The 12,867-nt window shown below is 68.6% G+C and carries 11 protein-coding genes; 3 read left to right on the top strand and 8 right to left on the bottom strand.

From position 1 onward, the window contains the following. Window positions 1-31 precede the first annotated feature (31 nt). On the top strand, window positions 32-856 hold the full coding sequence (locus tag AC5P8Z_RS09610) for an alpha/beta fold hydrolase (RefSeq protein ID WP_295568830.1): 825 nt from the start codon (window positions 32-34) through the stop codon (window positions 854-856). A gap of 54 nt (window positions 857-910) precedes the next feature. Here the strand turns inward: AC5P8Z_RS09610 and AC5P8Z_RS09605 are convergent, their stop codons facing one another. The 7 genes from AC5P8Z_RS09605 to AC5P8Z_RS09575 form a co-directional block, all read right to left on the bottom strand. Further along, entirely contained in the window at window positions 911-2,560 is a 1,650-nt protein-coding gene (locus AC5P8Z_RS09605; protein ID WP_495228916.1) for an MFS transporter, read from the bottom strand. Continuing rightward, entirely contained in the window at window positions 2,554-3,837 is a 1,284-nt protein-coding gene (locus AC5P8Z_RS09600; protein WP_495228915.1) for an alginate export family protein, read from the bottom strand. The genes AC5P8Z_RS09605 and AC5P8Z_RS09600 overlap by 7 nt, the downstream gene beginning before the upstream one ends. Further along, entirely contained in the window at window positions 3,816-5,663 is a 1,848-nt protein-coding gene (locus tag AC5P8Z_RS09595; protein ID WP_495228936.1) for an amidohydrolase, read from the bottom strand. Before AC5P8Z_RS09595 ends, AC5P8Z_RS09600 begins: the two co-directional genes overlap by 22 nt. A gap of 119 nt (window positions 5,664-5,782) precedes the next feature. Further along, on the bottom strand, window positions 5,783-6,208 hold the full coding sequence (locus AC5P8Z_RS09590; protein WP_286068682.1) for a DoxX family protein: 426 nt from the start codon (window positions 6,206-6,208) through the stop codon (window positions 5,783-5,785). A 2-nt stretch (window positions 6,209-6,210) separates the two neighbouring features. Beyond that, window positions 6,211-6,867, bottom strand: coding sequence for a hydrolase (locus AC5P8Z_RS09585; RefSeq protein WP_495228914.1), 657 nt, complete (start codon window positions 6,865-6,867; stop codon window positions 6,211-6,213). After that, a complete protein-coding gene (locus AC5P8Z_RS09580) occupies window positions 6,864-7,307 on the bottom strand; it encodes a helix-turn-helix transcriptional regulator (protein ID WP_286068686.1) in 444 nt (147 codons plus the stop codon). Before AC5P8Z_RS09580 ends, AC5P8Z_RS09585 begins: the two co-directional genes overlap by 4 nt. A gap of 50 nt (window positions 7,308-7,357) precedes the next feature. Then, the gene (locus AC5P8Z_RS09575) at window positions 7,358-7,690 is read right to left on the bottom strand and encodes a hypothetical protein (protein WP_495228912.1); all 333 of its coding nucleotides are present in this window, start codon (window positions 7,688-7,690) and stop codon (window positions 7,358-7,360) included. 96 nt (window positions 7,691-7,786) lie between these two features. Here AC5P8Z_RS09575 and AC5P8Z_RS09570 point away from each other — a divergent pair, with 96 nt between their 5' ends. Beyond that, the gene (locus AC5P8Z_RS09570) at window positions 7,787-10,822 is read left to right on the top strand and encodes a sensor histidine kinase (RefSeq protein WP_495228910.1); all 3,036 of its coding nucleotides are present in this window, start codon (window positions 7,787-7,789) and stop codon (window positions 10,820-10,822) included. Further along, window positions 10,815-11,468 (top strand): response regulator, encoded by a 654-nt coding sequence (locus AC5P8Z_RS09565; protein ID WP_495228908.1) that lies wholly within the window; start codon window positions 10,815-10,817, stop codon window positions 11,466-11,468. Before AC5P8Z_RS09570 ends, AC5P8Z_RS09565 begins: the two co-directional genes overlap by 8 nt. Before the next feature lie 205 nt (window positions 11,469-11,673). Here the strand turns inward: AC5P8Z_RS09565 and AC5P8Z_RS09560 are convergent, their stop codons facing one another. Further along, window positions 11,674-12,867, bottom strand: a complete 1,194-nt coding sequence (locus AC5P8Z_RS09560; RefSeq protein ID WP_495228907.1) for an MFS transporter — start codon at window positions 12,865-12,867, stop codon at window positions 11,674-11,676.

Genomic DNA, 12,867 nt, shown 5'->3' with positions numbered 1-12,867 from the left:
GCCATCCCTCCCTTCCGCCAAGGAAACCGCAATGAGCAACTTCGTCACCGTCGCCGACGGCGCGCGCATCTTCTACAAGGACTGGGGCACCGGCCAGCCGATCGTGTTCGCCCACGGCTGGCCGCTGTCCTCCGATGCCTGGGACCCGCAGATGCTGTTCATGGGCCAGAACGGCTACCGCGTGATCGCCCATGACCGGCGCAGCCACGGCCGCTCCAGCCAGACCTGGGACGGCAACAACATGGACACCTACGCCGATGACCTGGCGGCGGTGATCGAGGCCCTGGACCTGAAGGACGCGATCCTGGTCGGCCACTCCACCGGGGGTGGCGAAGTCGCGCACTACATCGGCCGCCATGGCAGCAGCCGCGTGGCCAAGGTGGTGCTGGTCGGCGCCGTGCCGCCGCTGATGCTGAAGACCGAGGCGAACCCGGCCGGCACCCCGCTGGAAGTCTTCGACGGCATCCGCAAGGGTACCGGCGGCGACCGCTCGCAGTTCTTCAAGGATCTGACCACGCCGTTCTTCGGCGCCAACCGCGATGGCAACAGCGTCACCCAGGGCATGCGTGACGCGTTCTGGCTGCAGGGCATGCTCGGCGGCGTCAAGGGCCAGTATGACTGCATCCATGAGTTCTCGGAAGTCGATTACACCGACGACCTGAAGAAGATCGACGTGCCGGCGCTGGTCGTGCACGGTGATGACGACCAGATCGTGCCGTTTGACGCTTCGGCCAAGCTGTCCTCGCAGATCATCAGAGATGCCGAGCTGAAGGTGTATGCCGGTGCCCCGCACGGCCTGACCATCACCCACGCCGAGCAGTTCAACGCCGATCTGCTGGCGTTCGCACGCAGTTGATGTGCGGCGGCGGTACCGTAACGGTGCCGCCGCACCTTCGGTAGAGCCGGCAGGTCAGATATCGCTGTGGTGGTGCGGCACGCCGGTCTTCGGCAGCGGGTCGTGCCCGCCTACGAAATGACGCACCACCGGGGCACGCTCACCGCGATGCAGCTCCCGCAGCGCTTCCTGGATCGCCCTGTCGTCGGCGGTGATGCGTTCGTGCTGGCGCAGGTGCTCCAGCCACGACGGGGTCACGAAATACTCCAGGAGGATGCCCGGGGTGGCCACATCCTCGACCACGCCCCAGACCACGGCACCATCACGACGACGGATGGTGCCCAGAGCGCGCATCTGGGCCTGGAACGCGGCACGATCAGCATCGTCGATGCGGTACTCGATCGTGACCAGCACCGGGCCACGATCGTTCGACACCGGCACCGACAGCTCGGGTGCCGGCCAATGCCCGGCCGGACGCAGGTTCAGGTCTTCGGTACCGGCGATGCGCACGCGCCACACCAGCAGGCCACCGATCACCGCACCTGCGGCGGCCACCAGCAGCGCCAGCTCCGGCGAGGTACGCTGCGCCAGCGCGCCCCAGCTCAGGCCACCGGCCGCCATGCCGGCCGAGAACACCATGATGTACAGCGCCAGCGCTCGCGCACGTACCCATGCCGGCACCGCGGTCTGCGCGGCGATCTGCAGCGATGACAGTACGGTGATCCAAGCGAAACCATTGACCAGCATCACCAGCGGCAGCACGTACCAGCTACGGGTCAGCGCCAGGCCGACCAGGCTCAGCGCCAGCGACAGCGTGGCCAGCAGCACCAGCAGGTCGCGGTCCAGCTGTGCGCGCAGCTTCGGCAGCAGCAAGGCACCGCCCACTGCACCGATACCGATGCAGCCCAGCAGCATGCCGTACTGCCCCGCCCCGCCGTGCATCTGCCCACGCACCACCACCGGCAGCAGCGCGTTCATCGCTGCGGCGAAGAAGAAGAAGCCGACCGACTTGATCAACACCGCCTGCAGGCGCCCCGCACGGCTGGCGTAGCGCAGGCCTGCTTTCAGACCGGCGCCGAAACCCTCCGGTGGCAGGCTCGACTGCTTCGGGTCGCGCTTCCAGCCCCACACCACGAACAGCATCGCGGCGAAGGTGATGGCGTTGAAACCGAACGCCCAGACCGCACCGAGCTGAGCGACGATCACACCGCCGATGGCCGGGCCGATCGAGCGTGCGATGTTGATGCCGATCGAGTTCAGCGCCACCGCCGAGGCCAGCATCGGCTGAGGCACCAGTTCGGACACGATAGCGGCCTGCGCCGGCATCGCCATCGCCGCACCGCACCCCATGCAGAAGGTCAGCAGCACCAGCAGCTGTGGGGTCAGCATGTCCAAAGCCGTCAGCGTCGCCATCACGGCGGCGACCAGCAGCATCCAGCCCTGGGTTGCCAGCAGGTACCTGCGGCGATCGACAATGTCGGCCAGCGTTCCAGCGGCCAGCGCCAGCAGCACGATCGGCACGGTGGTGGCCGACTGCACCAGGGCCACCATCAGCGGCGAGCCGGTACGCTCGGCCATCACCCAGGCGGCGGCCACATCGTTGACCCAGGTGCCGATGTTGCTGGCCAGGATCGCCAGCCAGATCGAACGGAACATCCGGATCTTCAGCGGGGACCAGGCACCTGCGGCCTGTGCGGGGGGTTGCGACGCGGTTGCGTTCACCATTGCCATGCTCCAACGATCGAGGCGAACAGCGTGTCCTGGCCACCGGCCTGCTTCAGTGCAGGACCAGCATCGACCCAGGCCAGCTGCAGCTGCCATTGCCAGTGTTCGCTGGCCTGCCAGCGGGTTTCGGATTTGTACTGAGTGCCGATGCGGCGAGCGCCACCGGCGCTGCCCGGCAACGCCACCAGCGGTGCCGGCGTGGTGTACACCGCATCGGCGCGACGATGCTTCCAGGCCATCTGTACGCCCAGCTCCGTCGTCACCGCGTCGTGCAGGCGCAGGGTCAGGGTCGGCTGGAGGTCCATCAGGTTGGCCGGCGCCAGCAGGCTGGCCTCGCTGAAGTAGGCCGATTTCGGGAACAGTGCATTGAAGGTTCCCAGGCGGCCGTCTCGTGGATTGCCATCGCCACTGGCGATGTCCGCCTTCAGCCCCAGCCGCGGTTGCAGCGGCAGGTGCGTCCAGCGCCAGCCGGTATCGGTGGCCAGCGTCCAGGCACGGATGTCGAGCGTCGCTGCCGAGGTGCGCAGTTCACCGCCCTGCGCCACCAGTTCACTGTTCCAGTCCAGTGCACCGGACTGGCCGAACCAGCGAGCACCTACGGTCTGCCGACGCTCGGTGCCGACACCCGCCGAGAAGCGTGCGCCTTCCCGGCGGTAGTCCAGCAGGTACAGATCCCACTGTCCTGCGCCCTGCGCGCGTGCCGTGGTGGCATAGGCACCCCACAGGTGGGCACCGTGCTCGCCGCGATCATCGAAGGCTCCCGGTCGATTCTGCACCGGCCGCAGCGCCATCAGATCAAGCGTGCCGAGGCTACCCTTCCATCCCAAGCGTGCACCATCGAAGGCCAGGCGGATATTCGGCCCATCGCGCACCGACAGCAGCCGCGAACTGCCATAGCCTGCTTCCTGCCGTCCCAGCTGCAGGTGGAAGCTGCCACGCTGCCACCGCCAGTAGGCCTGCTGCACGTCCAGCGCGCTGCGGTCCGTGCGGCCGGGGCCGCCTGCCTTGCCATTCTCAGCATGCACGCCCAGCTGCAGCTTCGCCTGCCAGGCATCCTCCACATAGGTAGCCGAGGCCAGCGCACGCAGCAGGCCATAGCTATCTTCGCCGCCGCCGATGCCAAACCGGGCCGGGTCGTAGTACAGGCCGCGCAAGCGCAGTGAGGCGTCCCATCGCAATTGGTCGTCACCGGCGTCAGTGCAACGGCCACCCTCGCAGGCCAGTGCAAGCGTTGGCACAGCCAACACCGCCAGGCTCAGAACGCGAAGCACGAACATCCCATCGCGCCCCAGAACGCGGTCAGGTCATCGGTGGGCGCCGCATGCTGCGCGGCATGCCCGTGCACGCCGTGGGTACTGCAGGCCACGCCGTGATGGTGGCGATGGGCGGCCGCCAATCCGGTGGCGGCGCCCCCGACATGGTAGCCACCGAAACGGTTGACCGGTGACCAGTCCGGCATCGCCGGCGGCAGCTGCGGCGCAAGCCCCGCATAGTCGCCGTCGGCATGCACGATGCGTCCACCGACCACGGTCAGCACGCTGGTGATGTCGGCGATCTGCGCATCGTCAACACGGAAGAAGTCGGCCGAGAGCAGGATGAAGTCGGCCAGCTGGCCGGCTTTCAGGGTGCCCTTCACCGCCTCGTCGCCGGAGAACCAGGCGCTGCCCTGGGTCCACAGGCGCAGCGCCTGTTCGCGCTCCAGCAGATTCTCGTCGCCATACAGGGCCAGGCCACCGACGGTACGCCCGGTCACCAGCCACGACAGCGCCACCCATGGGTTGTAGCTGGCCACGCGGGTGGCATCGGTACCCGCGCCCACCGGTACGCCCTCGGACAGCATCCGCTTCACCGGCGGCGTCTGCCGTGCGGCCTGCACGCCGTAGCGCTCGACAAAGGCTTCGCCCTGGTAGGCCATGCGGTGCTGCACGGCGATGCCGCCACCCAGCGCGCGGATGCGCTCGATGTTGCGCGGGGTGATGGTCTCGGCGTGGTCGATGAACCAGTGCAGGCCATCGAACCGCACCTCACGGTTCACCTGTTCGTAGACATCGAGAATGCGGCTGATGCTCTCGTCGTAGGTGGCGTGGATGCGGAACGGCCAGCGCTTCTCGACCAGCAGCTTCACCACGTCGTGCAGTTCCGGCTCCAGCTCCGGCGGCAGCTCTGGTCGCGGTTCGTTGAACAACTCGAAGTCGGCCGCGGAGAACACCAGCATCTCGCCGGCACCGTTGTGGCGCAGCAGGTCATCGCCCTGGCGCGGCTGCAGGATCTCGCTCCAGCCACGGAAGTCATCCACCTCCTTGCCCTTGTTCTGGGTGAACAGGTTGTAGGCGATGCGCACTGTCAGCTGGTCATCGCGGTGCAGCTGCTCGATGACCTGGTAGTCCTCGGGATAGTTCTGGAAGCCACCGCCGGCGTCGATCACCGAGGTGATGCCGAGCCGGTTCAGTTCACGCATGAAATGTCGCGTCGAGTTCGCCTGGTACTCGATCGGCAGGCGCGGGCCCTTCGCCAGCGTCGCGTACAGAATCAGCGCATTGGGCTTGGCCAGCAGCAGCCCGGTCGGGTTGCCCTGCGAATCACGCACGATCTGCCCGCCCGGCGGATCCGGCGTGTCCTTGGTGTAGCCACAGGCGCGCAGCGCGGCGCGATTGAGCAGCGCGCGGTCGTACAGGTGCAGCAGGAACACCGGCGTATCCGGCGCGATGTCGTTGAGCTCCTGCAGCGTGGGCAGGCGCTTCTCGTTGAACTGCGCGGCAGTGAAGCCACCGACCACGCGGACCCATTGCGGCGCCGGGGTGCGGTCGACCTGTGCCTTCAGCATCGCCATCGCGTCAGCCAGCGAGCGCAGTCCATCCCAGCGCAGTTCCAGGTTGTAGTTCAGGCCACCGCGGATCAGATGCGTATGGCTGTCGTTGAGCCCCGGCAGCAGGCGCCGGCCCTGCGCGTCGACCAGGGTCGCTTCATTGCCCCAATCGCGCATGATCTCCGCGTCGCTGCCGACCGCGACGATGCGTCCTTCCTGCACGGCCAACGCCTGTGCATGCGGCTGCTGCGGATCGAGCGTGGTGATGCGGGCATTGCGGATGACCAGCGTGCTCATGCGACGCTCCTTGGAAGTGGAATCGAGTGCGGCACCGGCGCGGCCGGCCAAGCCCAGCGCCACGGCTGCGCCGCTGGCCAGCATCACGTTGCGGCGGCCGTGGTCGAGTGGATCGTGACTCATGCGATATCTCCCGGAAGGCGTTGGCCGTCCAGCGCCCAGGCACCGGGACCGGCCAGCGCGAGGGCCAGCAGTACCGTGGTCCACATCAACGGGTACTCGCTGCCCCCGCGCATCCAGAACCAGCCCTTGGGCAGGGCCAACAGTACGGTGAAGCCAATGAAAGCCGCTGCCACGAGCGCGGCGATGCGGGTCTGCCAGCCCAGCAGCACGGCCAGCCCGGACAGCACCTGCAGCAGGGCAAGCAGCAGCGGCAACGGCGCTGCCGCCGGCAACCCGAAGCCGCGCAGCTCGGTGGCGAACCCGGGCAGCCCCGGGCCACCGAACCAGCCGAACAGCTTGCCCAGCGCATGCGGCAGCAGGAATCCGCCGGCGGCCACGCGCAGCATCAGCAGGGCCAGGTCGAGGCCATGGCCAGCCAGCATGCTCAGTGCCCGCCTTCCTGCGCGCCGAACATGCGCTTGGCGTACTGGATGCCTATGCCGTAGCCACCCGCGTGATCGCGCGCGATGCCGGTGGTCAGGTCGTAGGTCTCACCACGCGCCCAGTCGCGCTGCAGCTCCAGCAAGTACTGCACGCTGGTCATCGGTACCGCACCGGCCTGCACCATGCGGGTGATCGCGCGCTCGTGCGCTTCCTCGCTGACATCACCACAGGCATCGGTGATCACATAGACCTCGAAGCCCTGCGCCAGTGCCGACAGCGCCGGGCCGACGATGCAGACGCTGGTCCACAGGCCGGCCATCACCAGCCGGCGCTTGCCGATACGGTTGATCTCATCGATCACAGGCTGGTCTTCCCAGGTGTTCATCGAGGTGCGGTCGAACACCGGCTGGCCCGGGAAGATCACCGGCAGCTCCGGGAACATCGGGCCGGAGAACGAGGCCTCCGCCACCGTGGTCAGGAGCACCGGCACGTTGAAGCCCTTGGCGCCCTTGCCGATCAACGACACGTTGTTGCGCAGCGCGGAGATGTCGATGGTGTGAGTGGCAAATGCCATCTGCGACTGGAAATCGATCAGTACCAGCGCATGGTCGGTCGGTGACAGCAGGGACGGGGCGGGCGTGGCGGTGGCAGGGTTCATGCGTGGACTCCGTTGGAATCAAGGTCTGGGGGAAGCAGGAGGGCGGCATCACCGGCCAGGTACTGGCCGGGACTGCAGCCCGTCTCCGCGCGGAAGCTACGGACGAAATGGCTCTGGTCGAAGAAGCCCAGCTGCTGCGCCAGGCTGGACATGGGCAGCTGCTGGATCGACAACAGCTGGCGCGCACGTTCGATACGGCGCCGGCGGACGTAGCGCAGCGGACTGGCGCCGGTACCGGTGCGGAACAGGCGCACCAGATGGAAACGGCTGACACAAGCAGCGGCCGCCAGTTCGGTCACCCGCAGCGGCTGTGACAGGTGTTCATCGACATAGCGCAGTGCCCGCTGCAACGCGGCGGCTTGCTGCGGTGCCAGCGACGCGGCGGGGGGGGCATGCGGAAGGACGGTGGCCATCGAGGACGCCGCGGGGGGATGGCCCATGGTGCGGCGCGTGCGCGCGATGCCCTACCCCCGTCGGTCGAGGCCAGCACCTACCCGAATGGGGGAGGCCGGCGCCCGATCACGCGGCGACCGAACAACCGCGCGTCCAGCGAATAGGCGCCCGGCCCCAGCACCAGCAGGGCCAGAGGCAGCAGCGCCAATGGCCATGGCCCGGGCAGCGCGGACAGTCCTGTGGCCGCCATCACCGCCGCCAGGGGGGTCAGCACGCCGAGTGCGAGCATCGCCACGGCCAGCAGGCACAAGGCCGACAACCAGCCACCTGGCATACCGGGCGCACAAAGAGCGGCCGCAACGCACAGCCGCAGCCACAGCAGGCCGACGCCCGGGTCGCGGTCGGGAAACATCACGAACAGGCGCTGCATGGCCGGGCTCCGGGGAACATGCCGGCGTGATAGCCGACGGTGACGCGGGGCGCCTACCCCGTTCGGGTCACCCGGGCCTGCCCCGCACCTGCCAGAATGCGCGCCATGCGTGGCCGCTCCTTCCCGTTCCTGCGTCGCCTGCCTGCGCTGCTGACGTGCCTGCTGTTGATGACCGCCCTGCCCGCGCTCGCCGCGCAGCGTCCCGTGCTGAGCAGCGGACTGCCTGGCTACGAGCACACCGCGTGGCGGGTCGGCCAGGGTGCGCCTGGCGATATCTGGGACATTGCGCAGGACCGTGATGGACTGCTGTGGCTGGCGACCGGTTCAGGCCTGTACCGCTTCGACGGCCGCCGTTTTGAACGCCAGGCGCCGCCAGCGGGCAGCAGCTTGCCGTCCACCAACATGGTCACCCTGGCAGTCGGGCGCGATGACGCAATGTGGATCGGCTACTTCCAGGCCGGCATCAGCCAACTCGCACGCGGCCAACTGTACAACTATGGCCGGCAACAAGGCGTACCGGTCGGCGTGGTGCCGCACTTCAGCCAGGACCGCGAGGGCCGCCTCTGGGCAGCGGTCAATGGTGGACTGCGCTGGTTCGATGGCCGGCGTTGGCAGCCCCCGCCGGCCTCCGCCGGGCTGCCGGAACACCGCGTGCAATGGGTGTTGCATGACAGCCGTGGCACATTCTGGGTACTGGCCGATCTGAAGATCTGGATGCGCGGGCCGCACCAGGCAGCGTTCACCGATACCGGCATCGCCGTCTCCCAGATGGCAACACTGGCGGAGAACCCGCAGGGCGAGGTGTGGCTGGCTGACCGCGTCCGTGGCGCCTCGCCGCTGGCAAACGCACAGGGGCTGCTGGCCGGGCCCGAACGTGAGGCGCGGCGCCTGCCCGACCTGGTCGCTGCCCGCATGCAGTTCACCACCGACGGCACACTGTGGGCGACGATGAGCCCGCATGGAGGCGTCGCCCGGGTCACATTCGACGGCACCCGTGCCGTGCGCATGGAGCGCTTCGATTCACCGCACGGCCTGACTGCCACCTCGGCGGTGCCGATCATCGCCGACCGCGAAGGCAACCTCTGGGTCGGTACCAATCTTGGCCTCAACCGCTTCCGCGCGCGCAGCGTGCACACCCTGGCGGCCGGCCCCGCTGATCCGTACCGCTCGCTGGTGCGCACCACTGACGGGCGGGTGTACGGCTACGGTGAAGACCTCAAGCCCTACGACCTGCGGCGCCCACTGCTGGAAGGCAGCGCCGCGCAGCTGCAGGCCGCGGCACGGCGGGCACCTGCACCGATCTGGCAGTTTGATTGGGTCAACCTGGCGCGCACTGTCGAAGGCCGCACCACGCTGATTCCGCTGCCCGCACCCTTCACCGGGCAACCCCTGCAGGCCCTGCTGTTTCCCGACCAGGCGCAGGCCTGGGTATGCGCCGGCGAACGCGGTGTACTGCATTACCGGGACAACCAATGGCAGCGCGCTGGCCGCCTGCCCGAGCAGGCCTGCTCGTCGCTGGCGCTGGACGCCCATGGCCAGCTGCTGCTCGGCTACGCCGATGGTCGCGTGCGCCGGATGGGCACTGCGGCCATCGAGACCTTTGGCGCAGCGCAGGGCCTTTCGGCAGGGCCGGTGACCGCCCTGCTGCAGCACCGGGACCTGCTGCTGGTAGCCGGCGAAGCCGGGCTGGCCGCGCGCGTCGGCGAGGGGCCGTTCGTTGCCGTGCGCACCGACATGGCCGGCGTCCTCGAAGGCATCACCGGCATGGTCGCCGATGCGGGAGGGCACCTGTGGCTCAATGGCAGCCGTGGCCTGGTAAGGCTGGAGAGCAGCCAGCTGCGGCGCGCACTGCGCGCGGGATCCCCGGTGACGCCGCGCCTGTTCGATGCCGTGGATGGCATGCCGGGCATCGCCCTGCAGAGCGGCCCCATCCCCACCGCCGCGCTGGCCGATGACGGCCTGCTGTGGCTGGCCACCAACCAGGGCCTGGCGTGGCTGGATACCACGCGTTCGCACGTCAACATCACGCCACCCAGCGTGCGCATCGGTGACGTCCTGTACGGCAGCAAACACCAGCCGTTGCATGACGGCCTGCGCCTGCCGGCGGGCACCAGCCAGCTGCAGATCGACTACGTCGCGCTGTCGCTGGCACGCCCGGAGCGCAACCGTTACCGCTATCGCCTGTCCGGCGTCGATGATCGCTGGCAGGATGCCGGCAGCAGCACGCGTGCCTACTACACCAACCTGGCGCCAGGCAGCTATCGCTTCGAAGTGGAGGCCGCCAACGAAGACGGCATCTGGAGCGCCACGCCAGCCAGCCGCAGCTTCCGCATCGCACCCACCTTCATGCAGACGGTCTGGTTCAAGCTGCTGTGCACGATTGCCGTACTGGCGCTGCTGGTGGTGGCAGTGCGCATCCGCAGTAGCCAGCTGGCGGCACTGTTCCGCGCGCGCCTGCAGGAACGCAATGGTGAGCGCGAACGCATCGCGCGCGACCTGCATGACACCCTGCTGCAGGGCAGCCAGGGGCTGATCCTGCGCCTGCATGCGATCAGCCAGTCACCCCAGACCCCGGAGCCGGTGCGCAGCCAGCTGGAAGCGGCCATGCAACTGGCCGAACGCAACCTGGCAGAGGGCCGCGAGCGGGTCAACGCGCTGCGCGACGGTCCGTTCGCCGGGCGCGACCTGGCCTCGGCACTGGCCGACGTGCATGCCGAGTATGCCGGCCACGGCACCAACCCCCTGCGCCTGACCGTCGAGGGCGCGACGCCCCCCTTGCAGGCCGATGCCGCAGAAGAGGTGTTCCTGATCGGCCGCGAGGCGATACGCAACGCACTGCGCCACGCCAATGCGGGCGCCATCGAAGTGGAACTGTCCTACGGCACGCACTGTTTCCTGCTGCACGTGCGCGACGATGGCGTCGGCATCGCGGACGAGAATGCCGGCTACGGGCATTGGGGCCTGCAGGGCATGCGCGAGCGGGCGCAACGGCTTGGCGCGGAGCTGCAGCTGTGGACCCGCCCAGGCCTGGGTACCGAAGTGGCGCTGGCGGTCCCTGCCCGGCGCCTGTATCACCGCCGTCCGTCGCGCTGGCGCTGGCGCTGGCCCTGGAGCAGACCGAACCATGACTGAGTCCCGTACCCCGATCGGCGTGCTGGTGGTCGACGACCACCCGCTGCTGCGCGATGGCCTGGCCGCGCTGCTCGGCGCCCAGCCTGACCTGCGCCTGCTGGGCGAAGCCGCCGATGGCGAGGAAGCCATCGCGCGCTACCAGCAGCTGCAACCCGACGTGGTGTTGATGGACCTGCAGATGCCGCGCCTGGATGGCGTGGAAGCGATCGTGCGGATCCGTGCACTCGACCCGCGTGCGCGCATCATCGTGCTGACCACCTACCGCGGCGACGTGCGCGCAGTGCGTGCGCTGCAGGCCGGCGCCAGCGCGTACCTGCTGAAGGACATGCTGCGCCATGAACTGGTCGACACCATCCGCATGGTGGCCGGCGGTCGCCGCGCGCCGATTCCCCCAGCGGTGGCCGCCAGCATCGCCGCGCACGTGGTGGAAGATCGCCTGTCGCCGCGCGAGACCGAGGTATTGCGCCACGTCGCCAGCGGTCTGTCCAACAAGCGCATTGGCGAGCGCATGCAGATTTCCGAGCAGACGGTGAAGGCGCACATGAAGAGCCTGATGGACAAGCTCGGCGTGGGCGATCGCACGCATGCGGTCACCCAGGCGCTGCGGCGCGGCATCATCAGCCTGGACGACAGCGATCACGATTAGGCGGTTGTTCGGCAGGGCCTGCGGCCCTGCACCTGCGGCAGTGCTGGCCGCTGGCCGGCAACCTCAACAGAAAAAGCGGGCTTTCCGTGGGATGGCGGGGCGGTGTCGGAGTGCGGGGGCGCCGCAACAGGAACCCCGCCATTGATGTTGCTGTTGCTGTAGCTGTTGCCTCCAGCAGGTGCAGGGCTGCAAGCCCTGCCCCCTCCTACTTCAAACGCAGCAGCAGGCTGCCGCCGGCACACATCACCGCCAGCCAGGCCACGCCGAGCCACCCCCACTGCGCCAGCGCCAGGCTGCCCAGCGCCCCTCCCGCGGCCATGCCGATGAACATACCAGTGAACAGCAGCGCATTGAGCCGGCTGCGTGCGGGTGGCACCAGGCCGTAGACCAGGGTCTGGTGTGCCACCAGCGCCGATTGGAAGCCGAAGTCGAACAGCAGCGCACTCACTACCAGCAGCGGCAGCAGCGCGACGGCTGGCAGCCAGGCCTCGGCCAGCAGCAACCCGAAGCCCAGCAGCGCCACCGCGATTGCCAACCGTGCCACCGCATGGCTGCCCAATCGATCGGCGAAGCGACCTGCGAACGGTGCGGCCAGTGCGCCGGCTGCACCGGCAATACCGAACGCACCCGCCGCCGCACTGCCCAGGCCGAGGCGTGCATGCAGCATCAATGCAAGCGTCGACCAGAACGCGCTGAAACCGACCGCGAGCAGCGACTGGCTTGCCACGGCAAGGCGCAGCTGCGGCTGCTCGCGCCATAGCGCCAGCAGCGAGCCTAGCAGTGCGGGATAGCGCAGTGTGCTGGTCGGCGTGAAACGCGGCAGTGCGCGTGACAGCACCGCACCCATCAACGCCACCGATACCGCGGCCAGCACGAACTGCGTGCGCCAGCCCCAGGCTTCAGCCACCACGCCGCTGACCACCCGCGACAACAGGATGCCCAGCAACAGGCCGGTCATCACCCGGCCGACGATCTGCCCGCGCTGCGCATCCGGTGCCAGCACCGCAGCGGCGGGTACGATGTCCTGCGCCAGCGTGGCCATCAATCCGACCAGCAGGCTGGCCATCAGCAGGCCTGGCAGGTGCCCAGCCATCGCGGCGGCGCCCAGTGCCAGCGCCAGCAGCGCGGACTTCAACAGGATCAGATGGCGGCGGTCGAAGCGATCGCCCAGCGGTGCCAGCAGCAGGATGCCCAGTGCGTAGCCGAGCTGGGTCAAGGTTGGCACCAGGCCCGCGGCGCGTTCACCGGCGCCAAGGTCCTGGGCAATCAGGCCCAGCATCGGCTGGCTGTAGTACAGCGATGCGACCGAGAAGCCGGCACCGCCCGCCATTGCCAGCACCAGCGGGGTGGAGGGGGCTGTCGCCGGGTTGGTGGCCACGGAAAGCGAGGGAGTCGACAT

It is taken from the genome of Stenotrophomonas sp. YJH_SMC_17 (assembly GCF_059371655.1).
Note: the sequence above shows the minus strand (reverse complement) of the source record. Positions and strands in the feature narration are given on the sequence as shown.